The sequence below is a fragment of the Aestuariibius violaceus genome (assembly GCF_040779325.2).
Taxonomy (GTDB): Bacteria; Pseudomonadota; Alphaproteobacteria; order Rhodobacterales; family Rhodobacteraceae; genus Aestuariibius; species Aestuariibius violaceus.
Genome location: NZ_JBFONT020000003.1, coordinates 306,188 through 324,984, shown reverse-complemented (window position 1 = coordinate 324,984; position 18,797 = coordinate 306,188). Strand labels below are relative to the sequence as shown.

Genomic DNA, 18,797 nt, shown 5'->3' with positions numbered 1-18,797 from the left:
TGCTGCTATAAGCACGAAGGGCATCAACGTTCGTTCGACTATCATATGCTGTCAGCTAGCCCCTTGCTCGCCTTCAGCGCGCAGAAAACCGCAACGATACACAAGAGGCCTATCGCAAGTGCGGCATACACAAAATCCGTCTCGACAAGGAAGGCAACCGTGGCAATGCCGCCGAGCCGTGCGAAGGTGATATCCAAGCTTGTTGAGATAGCGCTCATTCCTTTTGGTGCAAATCTCAGGATCAATTGCGTTGACGGCGCGTTGCTGCACGCCAGACCTGAACCGACAAGGACCGATGACACGACAAGAAGTAAGAGTATCTCACTATAATATGATAGCCACAGCCCAGCAGCAATGAGGAGCGGCGCGGAAAACATGATCGGCCTGATATCGGGTCTGTCCACCATGTTCCGCAGCAGAGCACTCAGAGCGGAGAAGGTCAGCCAAAGGATTGATAGCGCAAAGCCGGTGCTGGCCCAATTGACTTCGTTATCTGACATCCAAACCGGGAGCTGAAACAGATAGTAGGTGATAGATCCGTAAGTACAGAACACATAGACGAATGTCACCCAGAGGTCTCTGGTTCGAAACAGCTCTGAGTAGCCCGTCGTCGAGCCGGGACGTGGTGCAAGATCATCTGTGATTTGCGATCCGTTTAGAATCATCAATGCGATTAATGCTACGGTTGCGGTGAGAATGAACGCTAGATTCCAACCGTGCGCACCAAGAAAACTGCCGTATAAAAGCGGCGCGAAAGCGGCAACGTAACCGGCAATACTGCCCCAAACGATCAACACTTTTCCCGGCTTCTGAGGTGAGGCCCGCGTCAAAAGAAGCGGCACAAGCGGCGAAAAGATGCCGCCACCAAAGCCTTGCATCGTGCGCCCGATGATGAGTGTCCCGAAACTGTCCGCGGCAGCCACCAAAAATGATCCAATGGCGAAGACGGCGACCCCATAACCGAAGACCTTCTTCGTGTTGAAGGCGTCACCGCACCACCCGCCAAGCAGAACTCCAACTGCCACAGCGATGCCATAGGAGTTGAAGACCCAGGCCAGTTCGCCGATCGACAGTCCAAACTGCAATTGGATCGCTGGCAACAGCAGCGGAACCAGCGTGATCTCTATCACGAATGCGATGTTTGCCGCGATTGGTCCGATAACCGCTGCGCGCGGTGACACGACTACTGAGTCGGGCTTCCCGACTTCCGGCGTATGGGATGTCATCTGTCAATCTTGCTGCTCAGGCATGCGCCTTTGCGTCTAGGAGGCCGTTCGCATCAACTGAAGTGGCGGCGGAATGGGCTCCTGAAACGCTGGCAGCGCGTTGAAGGCGCTGCGGCGATCGCGCAAGCATGTTGACTATGTCGCTTGCCCCCATCCAGATCAGATAGTCTTCTTCGGTCACCTGTTGATCCGGGCCCAGCCAGCGGCCGGGTTCACAATGACAATAACCGTAGCGAAGATGGGCACCCTTGGCAGCCAGTTGTTTGGGTACAAGCGCAAATACGAAAGACGGATTCCACGCTCCAACCATGATCTCGAACAAGACGCGCGACAGAAGGGTCGTCATGCCCTGGCTACGCGGACCGCCAAGACCGCGGGCACGGAGCCAAAATTCGCCCTGATAGCAGACTTTGCCCGTGATCTTCTGGAGCGCTTCCGGACCGGAATAGAATGTAAGATCAGGATCGGGCGTCGTATCGGGGGTAATGTATTTGTGGCGATGGCTACTCAAGTGACTTGCAAGTGAGATGCCAGATAGGTCGAGAAGACGTGCTGCCTGAGTGTGAATCAACTCACCACTTGCATCGAAGCCACAGATCCAGAAACCGTTGGCACTATCGATATACGAACTCGCGACATCAAACATCGGGTAGATCGGGCCGCGATCTGTCTGCAGACTTCGGTATGCGCGGAACTTGGCAAAATCATCGCCTACCTCGACGTGAATTCCCGCCGCTTCGAGATCACGGAGGATGCCGGACAGGTGTGTTGTCAATTCAAACAGTCTGGTTGGCTGCATCTCAATCCCACTTGTCCATTATTCCGGTCTGGTGTGCAGGCTCCCATCAAATGGTTAACGATGTGTTAGCTTCTTGATGTGGTCTGCAAGATATCGAGACGATCTTCTGTTCTTGTCTCTCATTTGGATTGCCTGATCGGCAGGCTCTAACAAGGAATGTATGATCTGGCCGCTTTGCAAAGCAGCTCGCTTCTCTCCCTATCTGGTAAAAGTCGGAGATATGTGCCGCACACTGTCGGGCGTGCTGGTTCAGGTTCATCATTAAGATGAACCTGGCTCGGAGGGCGGACATCTTGATCAGTACCCGCAGTGCGGCCACCGCCCAGCCACTCCGGCAAGAATAGGTCCGAGTTGCCTACCCATGCAGGCATTCGGACTCACACCCCGGCCGTACTGATGCGAAAGCGACAATAAGAAGGAAAATCCCTAGAATTGAGAGAACCTCACCTGTCACCTCGCGGCATTGCCAACCGCCTGTTTTCAAATCATTTCTCAAGGCCCTCCAAAGCCAGACCGACCTATGGAGCCGGGTACCCGCTCCGATCCTGCATCCAAGTCGCTGAAAATACGGCATCTCGGGGGCAAGAGCTTATGTACATTCACGTTTTGGTCAAATCTGGCCTGAATTATCGGCGAGCGAAAGGAGTTGCGATGAGTCTCGCCAAGCTGTTTGACAGATCGGTTCTGGTGTCCCGCCCGCCGCCAGGTGCGGTGAACGTGCGCATCGGAGATGCCGTTGAAGGCCCAGGTGGGAGGTGGATCCCATGTGCGTCCGCTATCGCGGATGGAGCCTATGTATCCTGTGTCTATGAAGTCGGACCTGGCCGCAGACAGGTTTGTGCCGCCACCCCCCCAACATCCTGTGCAAACGAGGCGCTTTACCGCGCAACCCAGCTCGCCGCGACGGCGGCCGCATAGGACATCTAAAGTACGGATCGCGATCCGTGCGCTTCTCGATAGCGGGACCAAGCTTATGTGATCGGTCTTGCCGACTCGAAGCGCCGGCACCGCAGCCACGAAGCAAACGATCTTCGGATCACTAAGCGTAGAATACCCGGGGGGCCATCAAATCGCTTGACCAATACCGCGCCTCATGTTGCCAGCAAGGGTCCATGGCCGAGGGGACCAGAACTTGCCCCTTGTTTCGATGAGCTTTTCGAGCAGATCGTCCTCACTCATCGGTCTGCCAAAGTAAAAGCCTTGCAGATAATCGCAGCCCATATCGCTAACGAGCCGTGCGTGTTCTTCTGACTCCACGCCTTCAGCAACCATGCGCATGCCGAGGCTCTTCCCGATACCGATGATAGATGCGACCAACGGCCTGACGCTCACATCCGCGACGACAGGTTGGATGAAGTGGCGATCGATCTTCAGGATCGCAGGTCTGATTTTTAGCAAACCCTGCACCGAAGCGTGTCCTGTCCCGAAGTCGTCAAGCGCGATCGTTAGACCCATCTCATCAAGCTCGTTTATGGTCCACTGAACCACGTCACCCATCCGATCAAGGTAAACCGACTCTAGGATCTCGACAGTCAGTCTTGCCGGATCAATACCGGAACTCTTGATGTCGTGTATGAAAGTTGGATCTGCCAAGCGGGCCGAGGAGACATTCACCGCAACGCGCGGAAGGTCGACACCCGCTTCATCAAAACGGGACAGAGCTCCATGCAGGCTCGCAAAGATGATCTCATCAATTCTCTTGAGGATACCCATACTCGCTGCGGTATCAAGAAATGCCGCCGGCGCGAGAAGGCCTTTCGTCGGATGAGACCATCTTACTAGGACCTCGGCGCAAGCAATTCTACCGGTCTGCGCATCGATCAATGGCTGAAAGTAAGGAATGAATTCATGTCTATCGCAGGCAAGCAGCAGGTCCGAAGCCAGTTGCTTGGTTGCAAGGGCGTTGGCGTGCATCTCTTCGGTAAAGAAAGACCACCGTCCCTTTCCTTGAGATTTCGCGTGATAGAGCGCTGCATCGGAATCTGCGACGACCTGTTCCGGATCGTCCATATGGGCATTGGCAATTGCCACCCCGACACTGGCGCTGCAGGCGGTCGACTTGCCTTCGTATCTGAATGGCGCCTGCATCCTCTGGACAATCTCATCGGCCAGATTGCTTATATTGAGGGCACTCTCCCCTAGCGGCTTCATAACTATGAATTCGTCACCGCCAAGACGAGCGACCAGATCAGATATATCGGTCAAGTCGCGCAAGATATTCGCGACAGAAACCAAAAGGCGATCTCCAGCATCATGTCCCAACGTATCGTTTACGAACTTGAAGCGATCCAAGTCGATGTAGAGCACCGCAAATTCCGTTCCGTCCTTTTTTAAGTTCTCGATCCAGGTTTTCAACTCAACCTCGAAATGCCGCCGGTTTGAAAGGCCCGTCAGCGCGTCTTCATTCGCATCCTTGGCCACTGACTTTGCGAGCTCATGCAAGCGGGCGTTCTCCCTCTCCAGACGGTGAACTTTTTTTGCAATTCTCGCGTAGCTTTCCTGATCTGATATCGGGGAACTCTCTATCGGGCGCTTAGCGGGCTCTGAGCGTTCCTCCTCCAATTCGATGATTGAGCAAAGCCACCAGTGATTTCCCGTTTCTGAATCTGATAGGTGTGTCCAAGTCATCCGCTGCCAATAGACTTCGCCGTTCTTGCGGTTATTGAGAGTCTTGGTCGAAAAATTCTCCCAATTCATCAGTTTTTCAATGATGTACAGGTGAACACCCTGCTCCAAATCAGGACCGATCAAGATGGTTCCACGTTGCCCAACAGCCTCGGCAGATTGGTATCCGGTGATCGTGGTAAAGGCTTTATTGCACCACTGAAGCTCCATGACCGCTCCGTCGTCATTCGACGCCAAAGCAAGTGCAAGGCCTTCGGTGCACTTGTCATTGATTTGATTGAATATATGAGCAGGTATCACGTTCAGGGCCTAGACGGTTCCACCAATCCTATGACACCCAAACGACTAGGAACGGTTAAACCGCGGACAACATGCTGACTTTTTTAAGGAAAAATGGAACGATTGAGGTGACCCGCCCCCTTTGAACGCAGCCATCCAGCATGGAAGACTGGATTGACCAAACGACAAGAGCGATGGGTGCTAAGCGGTGCAAAACCGACGGGTTATCTCGAGGTTGCCCGGGCAAGGTTCTGTTGCTGAAGCCGGGTCCGATCTCTCTCACCGTGTCAGCAGGTCTTCGCCCAAACAGCCGGGTCTTGAAGGCCGGCTAACGGCCCAAATTCATGTTGGACTATATCGGCATTCCGTCGGGCATGCACCCGTCAAAGACCATCATAAACGCTCGGCCCGTTGCAAACCCCCTTATATTTTCTGGATAATGACTGACCTCGGCGGCGCTCTGTTAATCGGGCCAATTGTTGGCGTGATGAGGAGTCTTGACGGCCGGAAAGAGTCGGTCCGCTACAGTGCGAACATCCCGATCCAGGTTGTCAGTGCGATCGGAACCGCGACCGGGAGGTACCTCTTGCGCAAGATAGCCCAACGGCTTTCGTCGTTACGGAACAGTTTGTAGATCATCGCGGCGAGGAACGAGAAGACGAAGACCGAGGCGATGAAGACAGCCAGCAGCAGCAACCACCACTCGAACGGAAGGAAGAGCGCTGCGGCAGGCGCGAGCTTTGCCCCACCAGCGGGGAACGTCCCGAGTGCAAAGAGTGCCAAGGCCGCGGCGAAGACGATGGCGGCGCCGAGGAGCGTGATCCAGATCGGAACTGCGGCTGGGGCGATGATCAGCTTGAGAACGAACAGGCCGATCAGGGCGTAGACGGAAACATTCTTTATGCTGCCGTGACGGATATTGACGAAAACGACCCAGCCGAGCACGAAAGCCGCCGCCAGATCCACCCATGCCGCCATAATGCGCGCTCCTTAGCCAAAGACCCGATCATCCGTAGGTCAATCGAAGCCCGACCGCCATCATGCGACGGTTATCGTGTTCATCAGCGTGGCCGGGACGCCACCACCGCTTGAGGTACCAAGTTGCCTCACGAAGCGTAACGAGATGGTAGACAACCTCGCCATGAAAGCCACCTGCCCCACCAATGCTTCGCTGACAAAGCTGTTATCGGCTTGGCCTCAACCCAAGGCGGATAGGCGGGCTGGTTTGTGAAGATCTGGCATTCCTTAAGACAGATGATGGACTTCCTGCAGCCCATAAACTGGCGTTTCGATTCCTTCGAAGCGGGCCTTGATCTGCAGCGATAGGAATTGGGAGTAGTGGCGTGATTGATGAAGGTTGCCGCCGTGGAACCACAGAGCCTCCTGCTGCGTGGGCTTCCACATGTTGCGCTGCTCGCCCTCCCAAGGGCCCGGATCCTTCGTGGTGTCCGAGCCCAGCCCCCAGACCTTGCCAACTTTGTCGGCCATCTCCTGCCCGGCGAGATCCGCGATCCACCCGTTCATGGAGTTATAGCCCGTCGCGTAGATGATGACGTCCGCGTCGAGGTGGGTGCCATCGTCCAGGATCACACCCGTCTCGTCGACCTCGACGACCTGCCCCCGCGCCAGCTTGATCTCTCCGTCGATGATGAGCTGGCTCGCGCCGATATCGATGTAATATCCCGACCCGCGCCGCAGGTACTTCATAAAGAGGCCGGACTCGTCGTCCCCCCAATCGAGCCAGAACCCCGCCTTTTCAAGCCCATCGTAGAAGTCCTTGTCCTGCTCCTTCATGGCCGCATAGGCCGGGATCTGGAACTCATGCAGGATCGCATAGGGCAGCGATGCAAAGATCAGATCCGCCTTCTCGGTGGTGACACCGGCCTTCACCGCACGTTCCGAGTAGAGATCGCCAAGGCCGATTTCCATTAACGTGTCGGACCGGACGATGTGGGTCGAGGATCGCTGGACCATGGTTACGTCGACGTCGTTTTCCCAAAGCGCGGCCGCGATATCGTGCGCGGAGTTGTTAGAGCCGACAACGACCGCCTTTTTGCCGCGGTATTTGTCCGGCCCCGGATGCTGCGAGGAATGGTGCTGATCGCCCTTGAACTTATCCATTCCGGGCGGGCTTGGCATGTTCGGCTTTCCGGACATACCTGTCGCCATAACCAGCTGCCTGGGTTTGAGAACCACCTCTTGACCGTCGCGATCGACGACCACGGTCCATTCCTTGGCATCCTCGTCATAGGTTGCGGACTTGGCGGTCGTCCGGGTCCAGTAATTGAGCTCCATCACCTTGGTATACATCTCGAGCCAGTCGCCGATCTTGTCCTTGGGCGAGAAGACGGGCCAGTTCTCGGGAAATTTGATGTAGGGCAGGTGGTCGTACCAGACGGGGTCGTGCAGGCAGAGCGACTTGTACCGCTTGCGCCAGCTGTCGCCCGGGCGCTCGTTGCGTTCCACGATTATGGTCGGGACACCCAGTTGGCGCAGGCGCGCACCAAGCGCGATGCCGCCCTGACCACCGCCGATGATCAGGCAATAGGGCTGGGTGGTGGTGCCAAGCTCCGCCTCTTCCTTGTCGCGTTCTTCCTTCCAGGTCGTGCGGTTCTTGCCCGCGCCGTGCTTGGCGCCAAGAGGGCGCTGGACCCCTTTCGGCTCCTCGTGCCCCTTGAGCGCGACCATCGTCGTCAGAAGCGTCCAGATCAGGCCGTCCTTCAGGCGGATCAAACCGTAGCCGCGCGCCACCTCGGTTTCGAATTCGATCCAGGCAGTGGTCACGCCGCCATCCTCCGTCGGCACCTCCCCTTCGGCGACCTTCCAGCCCGTGGGCTTGGTCACCGCAAGCTGACGGCGCAACATGTCGGCGACCTGGTCCTTGCCTTCGACGGTCTTGATGTTCCAGGTGAAGGTGACGAGGTCCCGCCAATAGCAATCGTCCTGAAACATGGCCGTTGCGGCATCGATGTCGCCGCTTGCCAAAGCCGCGCCGAAACTGTCGAGAAATGCCTGCGTCTGGTCAGCTAGTGTCGTATCAAGCATCTTATCCTCCCATTGCCCACCTTTTGGGCAGGCACTCTAGAGGAACCATGCCAATCCAATCCAGAGATTTGGCTGGCCGTTACCAAGGCGTCGGTTGCGAACGCGAGTCTAGGGTTGCACCGTTAGGCGGGTTCCCTCCCCAGCAGGGCACACGTTGGCCCAGCTCTGTTGAGCTCGGCGGGTTCGAGAAATAGGCTCAACCTGGGCTCAGATTGCGATCAGGTGGTTGTCCCATCGCAGGTCGTGGCTCGACTTGGCGGCTTCGCCGAATGTCGCGACCTGGCCGAGCCCGTCGGTGAGGAGGAAGCTGTCCCAGGTGGCTCCCACGCCGCAGACATCTGCCTGGCGGTGGACGGCGGCCGCTCTCAGATCCGGGCCCAGGCAGTAAGCCACGCCGCCTCGGGGGGAGGTGACCGCGATCTCTCGGCCGTCACGGCTGTGGGCGACACTACCCACATAGCCGCCCAAGGCGCGGTTCTCGGCCTCAGACATGTCCGCGAGGGTGAGTGTACCGTCGCGGTAGACGGCCAGCAGCGGTGGCGCGGCAAAGGGGTCTCCCTGCCACTGAAACGCACAGGCGACCTCTCCCGCCGGATTGACGGCGAGGTGGCGGAGGGAGTTCTGGTACAGATCGTCGGGCAAGGCAGCTTGGTCGAAGATGGAGCCGTCTGCACCGATAATGGTTAGGTTCGGGCGCATCGTGTTGAGGTTCAGCTTCTCGCGCCCGGTATCGGGGTGGGTGCGGATGCCGCCATTGGCAACGGCGAGCAGGTTGGCGCCCGGAAGGTGCAGAATGTCGTGCGGGCCGATGCCGCCAGAAGCGATCTCTCCCACCCGCATATAGGCCGCGGCGCGGGCCCAGAGGCCGATCCGGCCCTCACCCGTTTCGATGTCGTTCTCGGTCGTGCAAAGAAGATCGCCTTCGTAGAGAAACGCACCGTGGCCGTAGAAATGGCGCCCGGGCGGAGCATCGAGGCGGTGCAGGACGCGGCCGGTCATGCAGTCGAGAATAAGGGCAAAGGTGCCGGGGCGACGGGCAAAGGCGACGGCTTCTGGCACGTGGGGATGCGCGGCGGCGGCGTGGCCGCGATCCGGCAGGGGAAGGCTAAAGGTCAGGCTGCCGTCGCTGCGCAGACCACAGAGGATGTAGCCGCCGCCGGGGGTCTGCGCAGCGGAGAGATAGGCCGGATGGCCCGCATCCGCCCAGCTGGCAGCGGGGAGGCCGGCACTGGCCACCAGGCCTTTGAGAAACGTGCGGCGCGTGGCCATCAGTCGCCGTCGAGGGCGTTGAAGCCCGCCTCGATGCCGAAGGTTTCTTCGGTCAGTTCCTGGATCTGGCGGACCTGGCTTTGCAGCGCTTCGATCCTCAGGCGGCTGCCGGGCCGCGCCACACCTTCGAAAGCCGGGTCGTCGATGCCTTCCGCCGTCTCGATCGCGCGATCGAATGCGGCGAGAAGCTCCGGCGCGTTGGCCAGCGTCGCGCTGAGATCGCGCAGCGCCATAAGCGAGAGGGTGACGTTCCTGAGGCTGCGACGGGACCGGCGGGCTTCCGCCCTTAAGGGGCGGGGTCGATCGAACGTGCCAAGCGGACGGCCGAGACGCTGGTCGTGAAGAAACTCGAGACCCGTCGCGAGAGAGGTGAAGAGCGCACGCTCGACCTCCTCCTGCGAGCGATAGGCCGGATTTTCCGGGCCCGGATTGCGCATCAGGGCGGCGTGCGCGGTCCAGGCGCCATTCAGCTCTTCCGCCGACCGGCCGAGATCGACGGCTACGGCCTGAAGCAGAGCGCAGAGATACTCGCCCTCGACCGGCGGCTCCGCCAGCAGGCGCTCCATCGCGAAAAGGCCGCGCGCGGCGACGGAAACCTCGGCGAAAGTCGCGGGGTCCAAGACGATCGGATCCGCGTCGCGGGCAAGTTGCCCAAGGGCCCGGCCCGTGCTGTTCTTCGGGTCGGGCCAGAAGGCGATGGCCAGCATCAGGTTCTGGTCTTCGATCGGGCCGAACTGGATATGGCTGATGCCCATCCAGGCGTCGAAGGCCGCGTGGTAGGCCGGTTCAACTGCCACCGGATCGCAGTTGCCAACCTCCCGCAGGGCAAGGGTGGCGTCCTCGAACGCCTCGTAGCCCGGCAGGATGTGGTCGGTGATCGCCCTTTCGACATCTGCGGTCGCAACCGACGGAATGGCCAGCAGGGCCAGGAACGCTCCGCGCATCACAGGCTTTCCAGGAACCGGATCAGGGCGGCGCGGTCTTGGGGATCCATGTCGATCACCTCTTGCTTGGCATCCTCCGCCTCGCCGCCGTGCCAGAGGATCGCCTCGAGCAGGGACCGGGCACGGCCGTCGTGCAGGAAATAGGTGTGGCCGCTGACGGTTTGGGTCAGACCGATACCCCAAAGGGGCGGCGTGCGCCATTCCTGACCGTCGGCACGGCCCGCCGGATGGTTGTCGGCCAGATCCTCGCCCATATCGTGCAGCAGCAGGTCCGTATAGGGCCAGATCAGCTGAAAGCTTACCTCGGGCCGGTCCTCCAGCCTGTGGGTCACGAATTTCGGCCTGTGGCAGGCGGTGCAATTGGCCTCATAGAACATCTCCTTCCCGCGCAGCACCTCCGGGTCATCGATATCGCGCCGGGCAGGCACGCCGAGATTGGCGGAATAGAACGCGACGAGATCCAGACCGACGTCGCCGATCTCAACCCCGTCGTGGATATCGGTGCTGCCGTCGGGCGCGCTCCGGCAGGCAGCCTGCGCTTCCGTGCATTCGCCAAAGCCCGCGGGGTGCAGCGTCGTCGAAATTCCGATGTCGTTCGAGAACGCGTCGGCCGATTGCTGGCGCAGCGTTGGCGCCGTGGCCTTAACGCCGAAGCGGCCCAGCATCGGCACGCCGTATTCGGCGGACATCACGATATTCGGGCGGCCCGAGATGCCGTCGTCGTCCAGATCTTCGGGGTCCGCGCCGGCCAGGATATCCTCGACCGGGATCGCCTCGAGCAGGCCGAGGCCGATCATCTGGGGCGCGACCCGCGGGCTGAAGACGGTCGCGGGATCGAAGGGGCCATAGCCGGGATCAGCGACACCATAGATGGGCTTGCGGAGCGTGGCCGTCTCGCCGCCGGAAAGCGCGACCACGGTCTCCTCATAGGTGATCGTCAGCCACCCTTCGGCCGGGTGGCCCGCAACCGAAAAATCCTGAAGCTGGCGGCCATAGACCGGATCGGGATCGGTGGCGATGTAGCCTTCGATCCGCGCCATTTCTCTGTCTGAGAGGATGCCCATCCGGACGACCATGGAAACGGCGCTGTCCTCCGGCCCTTCGGGCGGGTGGCCACGCCCGTCCTTGAGGTGGCAGCGCTGGCAGGACCGCGCATTGTAGAGCGGCCCTAGCCCGTCGGAGGCCAGCGTCGAGGCAGGCGAGGAGACCCACAGTTTCTTGAAAAGCCCGTTGCCGACCCGGAAATCCATCTCGCCCTCGAAATCGAGCAACGCCGAGGGTTGGGAAAACGCATCCGCCGTGCGGCGGGCGCGGACAGTGGCAGCGCCCGCCGGGCGCGCCTCGAACGCTTCGGGCACGGTGAAATCGGTCGTGGGCCCGGTGACGTCAGCGATCCGCGCAGCCTCCTCCGCGGTGCGGGGGATGACGGACAGATGCAGATCCGCCAAACCCGGCTCGTCCGCCGACAGGCCGGTTCCGAAGCAGATGAAAAGGATCGCAGAAAGACGCACGCGCTGCCCTGATCGGCTCTTTAGGATCATCAATTACCAAGTTTTCCTGTCAGGTTTAGAGGGGGACTTCTTTGATCTGGATCACCAAGACCGCGCACCCGTGGCCTTCAGTTCAGTGTGTCGACCGACGCGAAAGGCGCCTCCAGATCCATCCGTCCGGCGCAGACCGCCTTGTCCTCGAACCCCTGTCCGATCCGGCAGGCGCCAATCACCATGTGGTAGGCCGTGACATCCTCGCACGGCGCGTTCGGCGTCTCGAACACCGCCTCTGCGGTGCCCCCAGCGGGCACGTCCCGAAAGGACGCGCCCTTGGACCGGCCCACCTGCCGGTCGCCGACGAAGGACAGGAAATATGCGTTGACCTCGGTCAGGGCCTCGGCACCGCCATTGGTAAGCGCGACTGTGATCGTGCAGTAATAGTCCCGCATCCCGGTTTCGGTCAGGTCCAGCCGGTACTCGGCCAGCGCCGGTGCGGGCAAAAGGACTGCCGCCATGACTGCAAGGTATCTCATCCCGCACTCCGATCCGTCATCCTACTGAAAGACCGCATCCGGATTATCGAGGCTGTCAGACCCTTCGAAGGCGATCGCCTCCACGCCAAGCGCCGCGACGGCCCGCTCGATCGACCGTGTCTGGGCGACGAGCGCATCGACCGCACTCATGATCAGTTCCTCCCCCGCCGCGTTCCCCTGGGCCAGCATCTGGTCATAGGCAAAACCCGCCTCGGCCGCCGTCTTGATCTCGCCCAACTCGAACATCGTCGCGTCGAGCCGCGCCTTCAGTTCCGCATCGACGGCCTCGTCAGCAGCCGCGACGAGGGAGGAGAGCGACGCCCCCTCGACCACCGTGCCGTCGATGCGGACATAGCGCCCATGATAGACATTCCGGATGCCCAGGCCGTCGTAGAAATGGCTGTTGTGGGTGTTGTCGGCAAAGCAATCATGCTCTTCCTCCGGGTCGTTGAGCATGATGCCCAGCTTCATCCGCTCGCCCGCCTGCTCGCCATAGCTGAGGGAGCCCATGCCGGTCAGGATGGTGGAGATCCCGGCGGTTTCGTCTTCGATGACAGCCTCACGGGCATCGCCGCCCTCCTGCCACTGGGCGACCATCCATTCGAGGTCGGACACCAAAAGGTCGGTTGCAGCCTTCAGGTATGCGCCGCGCCGGTCGCAATTGCGGTTCGTGCAGACATTACCCGCCGCATAGTCGGTCCACGGACGCTCGCCCGCGCCCGGACCGGTGCCGTTCAGGTCCTGCCCCCAGAGGAGAAACTCAATCGCGTGATAGCCGGTGGCGACGTTCGATTCGACCTCGTCGGCCTCGTGCAGCTCGCCTTCCAGCAGCGCGGGCGTGATGTCGGAGGCATCGATTTCGGTGCCGGAGAGGGTGAAGGCCGGGTTGGCGATGACGTTGAGCGCCGCGTAGGGGTTTTCGTCGGTTGCGCCGCCATAGACCGCGTCGACATAGTCAATCAGCCCTTCGTCCAAAGGCCAGGCATTTACCTTGCCCTCCCAATCGTCAACGATGGCGTTTCCGAACCGGTAGACCTCGGTCTGCTGATAGGGCACCCGCGATTGCAGCCAGGCCAGTTTCGCGGCCTGCAACGCCTCGGCGGAGGGATCGTCGATCAGCGCGTTAACAGCCGCTTGAAGCGCCTGAGCGGCCGTCAGACTGTCTTCGTACTTAGCAAGCGCGATATCGGCATAGGTTTCAAGAACCGCCCCGCGTGTCGATGTCTCTTGGGCCGTAACAGCGGTGCCGAGGCAGAGAGTTAGGGCGCTTGTGACGAGGGTCACGGATCTCATAGAGAGCTGTCCTTCATTGTTCTTACCAACTCGAGAGTCGCCGGATGGTCAGGGGCGCATGGGAGGGTTGACGTACTTCAGCTTGCGTCAGGGCGCCGAAAGACCTCCCAGCACAACTCTGCGCGCATGACGTCAGAGGATCCTTCCGCAGACCCCGACTTGCGTTCTGTCAATCTATTGATCGGATTCTGGCTTGCCCACATGAAGTGAGTGGCTAATGAAAGGCTGAGTGAATTTGTCAGATATGTCAACAAGGAACGTGGCGCCTGCCGCGCACCGAGGATCAAACCGGGTGGTAGGGGTGGGAGGGAAAGGAAGGGAGCGACTTTAGCCTGCGATCTTCAGAGAAGCGAGCCTCCGGAGCCATACATCACCGCGACCGATCGCTTCGCGCTGCGAAGTTGAGGCAGCCGGTGCCTCAAACCAGGCAGCATAGGTCGCGGCGCAGTTGACGGATCGCGCTTGTCTCCAACAAGAAGTCTTCGCCTAAACCGAGTTTGGCTTCTTCGATCTTCGCTACGCCTCGCCTGTTGCGTGCTCAGTCAGCATCGCTCGACCCAAAGGAAGGTGCTGCGCAGACGGTCATCCTGCGGGGCGTCCCGGGTCATATCAGATAAGACGATGGCCCGGAGTTCGTGGGTATGGCGGTGCGGGAGTGGATTGCGGCAGTCGGCGCCATAACCGCCTACATCGAGCCTGGCAGCCCTTGGGAGAATGGCTATTGCGAGACCTTTAACGCGAAACTGCGGGATGAGCTGCTCAAGGGTGAGATCTTCTACAGCCTCGCCGAAGCAAGGATCATCATCTAGGGCTGGCGCCAGCACCACAACACGAAGCGCCCGCACTCATCGCTGGGCTATCGGCCACCAGCCCCGGAGGTTGTGCAATGGCCGGCTCCGCCATCCGGCGCCGCTTCGCCGGCCAACCCAACTGTAGCTCTCAGATCCATCATGCACCAAGACTGAAACCGGACCACTTCGTTGGGGCAGGTCACATTATTCGCTCGTATCGACGCGACTAGACGGTTCAGGCGACAAAAAGGATGCAACGTCCACGGGATGGCAAAACGAAGCATTGCGGGCCCGCAGCTCATGGGACAATAAGGGAGTGTTTAGTAAACCGATTATTTCTGGATCTTTAGACCATGACGTCAGTTTCAGTAGCTGAGGACTCTTTCCCTTATCTGACGATCGCACACGTCCCGATTGGAGATCCCGAGGGTGAAGGGATCCTGTCGAAGATCACGATTGAAGATACTGCCGATCTTCAAACGTTCCTATTACTCGATCCTGCGCTGTACGAACGTGTTAACGGCAGTTTTGCGAATTCCGACCTTGATTTACCCTACAAGCCCCTCTTGAACGGACCGCAAGCAAGGGAACTTGCAGATGTCGCACCGGTTCTCCTTCGCTTCGCGAATACCGCCATCGGAGAGAGCCGAAGCGACTTTGAGATAACTTTCCTAGGCCGGCGGGATCTCCTTCGGACGGGGGTCATCTTTCGGGCAGCGACTGGGCTGGACGAAATGGCGGCGCACCTCCGACGTTTCGTCAGACTGCGCGACGAGGCAGGGCGATGGTCATGGTTTCGGCTGGCTGATCCGTCAGTCATGTCAGCCTACATCCCACGGTCGGTTGGGCGGAGGGCGGACAGGGCCGCCGCTTGGTTGCAAGACGCTTCGGGCACGAAGCTACAAAGCATCATCATGCTCCCCGAAGCGACGGCAAAGACCTTAATCGTAGCAACGGTTCGACAGGATGCGCTGCCTGAAAAGCGCGCGCCTGCAGCGCTTGACGAGGATGATCGTCGGATCTTTGTTGCGACTCAACAAGAGCGTTTTCGGGCTGCTTTCCTGGCTGAAATGGCTGCACGGCAGCCAGTACGAATGCGTGGGCTGAAAGAAGAGCATCGCCAGGCTTTCGGCCAGCACTCCCTTAATGCCGCATTGGATTGCGGGATTACCGCGCCGGGCGAAGTTGCCTATTTCGGTCATCTGATGCTGTATCTGGGTGCTCTATGGTATCGTGACCCCCTTCACCGTTGGCTGAACCAGGAGCTGACTGGGGAACGCAGCCCGGCCGACCGCCGGATGACCACGATTTCCCATCGCTTCCGCTCTGCAGCACACGACGTCTTCGGAATGCAGATGGAGAAGTCCGCTGCGATGTTGAGCGAAACGCTCGATGCCCTGGGGGCGCTAATAGCTGCTCACCAAGTAACACCAGATCAAGTCTTACTCAGGCTACAATCGATTTCTGCGCCACGTTTCGGCGACCGCATCCAACCAGATGATGTTAAGGCCCATGCGCAGATCGCTATTGCCCGAGCGGGGGATCGCTACGGAGTTTCTACTGAACGTGACCGGGGTCTCTATCTGGGTCTGTCGCTCTGTTTTGGTCTTGGCTTCGACCGGGACCCACTGACGCCTTGGATTGGCGAGACGCTAAAGGCAGATCAAGGCACGATTTCCGAGCGGCTGGATGCGGTTCTGACCCATGCCCGCAAGAGGGGAGAAAAACTATTGCGGCTGCACGAAGCTGCTTTGGAGGGATCTAATGTATAAGATTACAAAAGAGACAGCGGGCGGGCTGTTGCTCGACCCTGCAACACTGTCGAACTCACTTCCAGGATTTCCACCAGATATTACACGTTGCACTGCCGACTGCCCATTCAACGTCAGGATCGACATTATCGAGAGCGTCCTGACACCGCTCGAGATTGACGGTTTCGACATAGCCGGCTGGAATACATGGCGCAGAAATAAGACCGATGTTACGCCATTCGTTCCTGGCGCGGGGCCACCGGGCAGGGAACTGGTAACCTTCGCGATCCAGGTCAGGGATGACGGCGTCGACCAATTATTCGTGGAGCTTGTCGACGGGCGGTCCGTGCACGGACCAGACGGGCTGACCTTGAAAAGGTGGCAATTGGGGACGTCATCGTCAGGATACTTAGCGGTCGGTTCAGGTGCCGTGCCCGAAGGCAGTTATCAATGGCTTTGGGACGGGTATGTGGATGACGTTCTCTCGACCAAGCTCCTCAAGATGGCAAATCTGCAGATCCGTGTGGTCGGTGTGAAGGGGCAGGCATTTCGAGATCACCGCGCCGCCCTGCGCGGCCGCCCCTTCACCGGATGCCGCGAGCCTGCAGACTGGGTCGACGTGATTGTTGATCGGGGCGCGCGAACCGTTGACGTCGAGTGGCGGATCGCCTTTGACGACGGGGGCGTTGATGGACGAGGCACCTCCCCGCGCAGCTATGCTGTTCTACAAGCGATGGCTCTCGTAGGGATCGCCAGACATTGGGGCCGTAATGCCTCCAATGTTAGTTCATCGACCTTGTCCGTCCCATTAAGTGAGGGCCGGATTACCACGTCGAACGGGAGTTACCAGGTCGCAGTGAAACCGGTCGCGCAGCAACAGGACGCAACCCCAAGCATGACGCTTGAGGTCAGTATGAAAGAAGACTTCGGGCGGTCGGTTAATTCGTCATGTGCCTGCGGTGTAGGCTTCGTGAGAGGGGCAGGTGATCTTTTCAGCGATACAACAAGGACGTGGTACTCGTACGGCTACTTTCTTGCCAGGGAGGAGCAGATAAACGCCAAAAGGCCTACCGCCAGCCAAAAATCTCAGTCAGCGGTTGCGGCCGATGCACAGGCGAAAGCAGATGCCGATTTCGAGCAAACAATTGCGCACGAGATGGGACATGCCGTTTTGGCTACCTATGCTTTCGAAAGTGAAGGGGCAGACAATTACTCTTGGGTTCATAAAGGTAGCTCTCAGGGCCTCACGAGCGGCTATGATACACCTTCAACAGGCGAAAAAGGTTACGAGGCTCCGATCGGGTCTGGCACGGCAGCGGATTTGATGAAGTACTACGACTTCTACATCAACCCAGATCGCTACATTGCCGCAGAGTACGACGTTAAAGCTTTGATCTGGCTGTCAAATGTTACTGTTGGACGATAGAGATGCGGTTTCTTCTTTTCATGCTTGCCCTACCAGCCTGTGTTCCTGTGGGAGCTCCACGGATCGAGGAAACCGGAACAGTACTGCTCGTTGTCAATACCTGTGACGAGCCGATTGAAGTCAGCGCGCGGGCTGCAGACGGCAGTCAACTTGGCCAAGTTCAGGTAGCAAGTAGTGATGCCGATGATTTCCTCGTTCCGTCAGGCGTCCCGCTGACGTTCACCTTGTCGCAGCCTGGCCAGCCAGACCGTGCGATCACGTTTGAAGAGACGCCCGATGGTACCCGCATCCACCGGCATACGACATGCCGATCATGATATCGCCAATGACGAGCCGCATCCAATCTTACCTCCGACAGAACCAAGGATGCGGTGACGATCATAGCCCCTTCAGGTTCTGGCCGGTTGCGGGGAGGAGGAATTCGTCCGTTCGCGCCGCAAGAGCCTCATAGTCGAAGGCACCCACGGCCGAGGATGTGTTGAGGTGGGCGAATAGCATCTCAACTTCCTTCGGCAGCTTTACCGATACCTTGTACTCTGGCTGACCTAAGGCCCGACTTCCCTCCAGTCGTTGGAGCATCCGTCGGGTGATTTCTGGCCTTATGCGCCCTGGGCTTCCGGTCTCGATTTTAGTGTAAGTTCCTGCGGCGCGAGATTGCCGAGGGACGAGTGGGTCAGTGTCGGTTGTAGTCCTCTTTCCATGCGGTGATCTTCTCCCGTGCATCGGCCAGCGATGAGAACAGAGTTTCTTTCAAAAGCTCGCCCGGAAACTGCCGTTGAACGACGCGACGAATGCGTTCTGCGTTGGCTTGCACGGCGCGATGTAGCCAGTCGATCCGCGTTTCCTTGCACCATCTGAACACAGCCATACTGGTCAGTCCCGTCCCATTGTCGCTCACAACGGTTCTGGGCTTCCCGCGTCGGGCCATGATCGCCATCAGCTCCCGCGTGACGCGCAGCCCCGAGAGCGAGGTGTCTACGACCAACTCCTGGCCCTCAAAAGAACCGTACTGAACCTAGCGTTTGCATAGCCTCTCAGTGGCTTTCGAAAAACAGAGTATCGAACCCCAAAAACAGCCTTTCCATTCAACGTCTTAGAGGGGGATGTCAAGAAAGGCGAGCAGATGGTGCCGGTGGAGAGACTCGAACTCTCACGATGTTGCCATCGGGGGATTTTGAATCCCCTGCGTCTACCATTCCGCCACACCGGCCAGCCCGAATCTCCTACCCTTGGAGCATGAGGCACGCAACCACTCACATCATCAGCCCGACCCCGCAAAGAAAGAGGGGGACCCGAAGGTCCCCCAGTTTCGCCGTCCAGGCTCAA

General features: G+C 59.2%; 14 protein-coding genes, 1 tRNA gene and 1 pseudogene. 4 read left to right on the top strand and 12 right to left on the bottom strand.

Annotation, left to right across the window (positions count from 1 at the left end; genetic code table 11):
* Positions 1-41: 41 nt before the first annotated feature.
* From AADZ90_RS13620 to AADZ90_RS13575, 10 genes are all read right to left on the bottom strand, one after another.
* Positions 42-1,226, bottom strand: coding sequence for an MFS transporter (locus AADZ90_RS13620; protein WP_367310556.1), 1,185 nt, complete (start codon positions 1,224-1,226; stop codon positions 42-44).
* Between the two features lie 16 nt (positions 1,227-1,242).
* Positions 1,243-2,025: a hypothetical protein gene (locus AADZ90_RS13615; protein WP_367310555.1), complete on the bottom strand. Its 783-nt coding sequence runs from the start codon at positions 2,023-2,025 to the stop codon at positions 1,243-1,245.
* 1,065 nt (positions 2,026-3,090) lie between these two features.
* Complete coding sequence (locus tag AADZ90_RS13610; RefSeq protein WP_411997037.1) at positions 3,091-4,860, bottom strand: sensor domain-containing protein; 1,770 nt, start codon at positions 4,858-4,860, stop codon at positions 3,091-3,093.
* Positions 4,861-5,451: 591 nt separating this feature from the next.
* Complete coding sequence (locus tag AADZ90_RS13605; protein ID WP_367310553.1) at positions 5,452-5,907, bottom strand: hypothetical protein; 456 nt, start codon at positions 5,905-5,907, stop codon at positions 5,452-5,454.
* Between the two features lie 267 nt (positions 5,908-6,174).
* Entirely contained in the window at positions 6,175-7,974 is a 1,800-nt protein-coding gene (locus tag AADZ90_RS13600; RefSeq protein WP_367310552.1) for an NAD(P)-binding domain-containing protein, read from the bottom strand.
* Positions 7,975-8,181: 207 nt separating this feature from the next.
* Positions 8,182-9,243 (bottom strand): DUF1513 domain-containing protein, encoded by a 1,062-nt coding sequence (locus tag AADZ90_RS13595; RefSeq protein WP_367310551.1) that lies wholly within the window; start codon positions 9,241-9,243, stop codon positions 8,182-8,184.
* Positions 9,243-10,187 (bottom strand): imelysin family protein, encoded by a 945-nt coding sequence (locus AADZ90_RS13590; protein WP_367310550.1) that lies wholly within the window; start codon positions 10,185-10,187, stop codon positions 9,243-9,245. The genes AADZ90_RS13595 and AADZ90_RS13590 overlap by 1 nt, the downstream gene beginning before the upstream one ends.
* A complete protein-coding gene (locus tag AADZ90_RS13585; RefSeq protein WP_367310549.1) occupies positions 10,187-11,728 on the bottom strand; it encodes a di-heme oxidoreductase family protein in 1,542 nt (513 codons plus the stop codon). The genes AADZ90_RS13590 and AADZ90_RS13585 overlap by 1 nt, the downstream gene beginning before the upstream one ends.
* Before the next feature lie 77 nt (positions 11,729-11,805).
* On the bottom strand, positions 11,806-12,210 hold the full coding sequence (locus AADZ90_RS13580) for a hypothetical protein (RefSeq protein ID WP_367310548.1): 405 nt from the start codon (positions 12,208-12,210) through the stop codon (positions 11,806-11,808).
* A gap of 21 nt (positions 12,211-12,231) precedes the next feature.
* On the bottom strand, positions 12,232-13,503 hold the full coding sequence (locus AADZ90_RS13575) for an imelysin family protein (protein ID WP_367310547.1): 1,272 nt from the start codon (positions 13,501-13,503) through the stop codon (positions 12,232-12,234).
* A gap of 581 nt (positions 13,504-14,084) precedes the next feature.
* Here AADZ90_RS13575 and AADZ90_RS13570 point away from each other — a divergent pair.
* The 4 genes and pseudogenes from AADZ90_RS13570 to AADZ90_RS13555 all read left to right on the top strand — a co-directional run.
* Positions 14,085-14,468, top strand: a pseudogene (locus tag AADZ90_RS13570) (integrase core domain-containing protein); the annotation flags it as partial.
* Between the two features lie 179 nt (positions 14,469-14,647).
* Complete coding sequence (locus AADZ90_RS13565) at positions 14,648-16,066, top strand: DUF4123 domain-containing protein (RefSeq protein WP_367310545.1); 1,419 nt, start codon at positions 14,648-14,650, stop codon at positions 16,064-16,066.
* Positions 16,059-17,471: a hypothetical protein gene (locus tag AADZ90_RS13560; RefSeq protein ID WP_367310544.1), complete on the top strand. Its 1,413-nt coding sequence runs from the start codon at positions 16,059-16,061 to the stop codon at positions 17,469-17,471. Before AADZ90_RS13565 ends, AADZ90_RS13560 begins: the two co-directional genes overlap by 8 nt.
* Before the next feature lie 2 nt (positions 17,472-17,473).
* Positions 17,474-17,788, top strand: coding sequence for a hypothetical protein (locus AADZ90_RS13555; protein ID WP_367310543.1), 315 nt, complete (start codon positions 17,474-17,476; stop codon positions 17,786-17,788).
* 356 nt (positions 17,789-18,144) lie between these two features.
* Here AADZ90_RS13555 and AADZ90_RS13550 read toward each other — a convergent pair whose 3' ends face one another.
* Both AADZ90_RS13550 and AADZ90_RS13545 read right to left on the bottom strand, forming a co-directional pair.
* A complete protein-coding gene (locus AADZ90_RS13550; RefSeq protein WP_411997036.1) occupies positions 18,145-18,456 on the bottom strand; it encodes an integrase core domain-containing protein in 312 nt (103 codons plus the stop codon).
* Positions 18,457-18,595: 139 nt separating this feature from the next.
* Positions 18,596-18,681: transfer RNA gene (locus tag AADZ90_RS13545), tRNA-Leu, on the bottom strand.
* Positions 18,682-18,797: the final 116 nt, after the last annotated feature.

Excerpts from the sequence above, each read along its gene's own strand:
- AADZ90_RS13595 (WP_367310551.1), bottom strand. The coding sequence starts at position 9,243 with ATGGCCACGCGCCGCACGTTTCTCAAAGGCCTGGTGGCCAGTGCCGGC.
- AADZ90_RS13565 (WP_367310545.1), top strand. The coding sequence starts at position 14,648 with ATGACGTCAGTTTCAGTAGCTGAGGACTCTTTCCCTTATCTGACGATC.
- AADZ90_RS13590 (WP_367310550.1), bottom strand. The coding sequence starts at position 10,187 with ATGCGCGGAGCGTTCCTGGCCCTGCTGGCCATTCCGTCGGTTGCGACC.
- AADZ90_RS13620 (WP_367310556.1), bottom strand. The coding sequence starts at position 1,226 with ATGACATCCCATACGCCGGAAGTCGGGAAGCCCGACTCAGTAGTCGTG.
- AADZ90_RS13615 (WP_367310555.1), bottom strand. The coding sequence starts at position 2,025 with ATGCAGCCAACCAGACTGTTTGAATTGACAACACACCTGTCCGGCATC.
- AADZ90_RS13575 (WP_367310547.1), bottom strand. The coding sequence starts at position 13,503 with ATGAGATCCGTGACCCTCGTCACAAGCGCCCTAACTCTCTGCCTCGGC.
- AADZ90_RS13560 (WP_367310544.1), top strand. The coding sequence starts at position 16,059 with ATGTATAAGATTACAAAAGAGACAGCGGGCGGGCTGTTGCTCGACCCT.
- AADZ90_RS13585 (WP_367310549.1), bottom strand. The coding sequence starts at position 11,728 with ATGATCCTAAAGAGCCGATCAGGGCAGCGCGTGCGTCTTTCTGCGATC.
- AADZ90_RS13600 (WP_367310552.1), bottom strand. The coding sequence starts at position 7,974 with ATGCTTGATACGACACTAGCTGACCAGACGCAGGCATTTCTCGACAGT.
- AADZ90_RS13605 (WP_367310553.1), bottom strand. The coding sequence starts at position 5,907 with ATGGCGGCATGGGTGGATCTGGCGGCGGCTTTCGTGCTCGGCTGGGTC.
- AADZ90_RS13610 (WP_411997037.1), bottom strand. The coding sequence starts at position 4,860 with ATGGAGCTTCAGTGGTGCAATAAAGCCTTTACCACGATCACCGGATAC.
- AADZ90_RS13580 (WP_367310548.1), bottom strand. The coding sequence starts at position 12,210 with ATGAGATACCTTGCAGTCATGGCGGCAGTCCTTTTGCCCGCACCGGCG.
- AADZ90_RS13555 (WP_367310543.1), top strand. The coding sequence starts at position 17,474 with ATGCGGTTTCTTCTTTTCATGCTTGCCCTACCAGCCTGTGTTCCTGTG.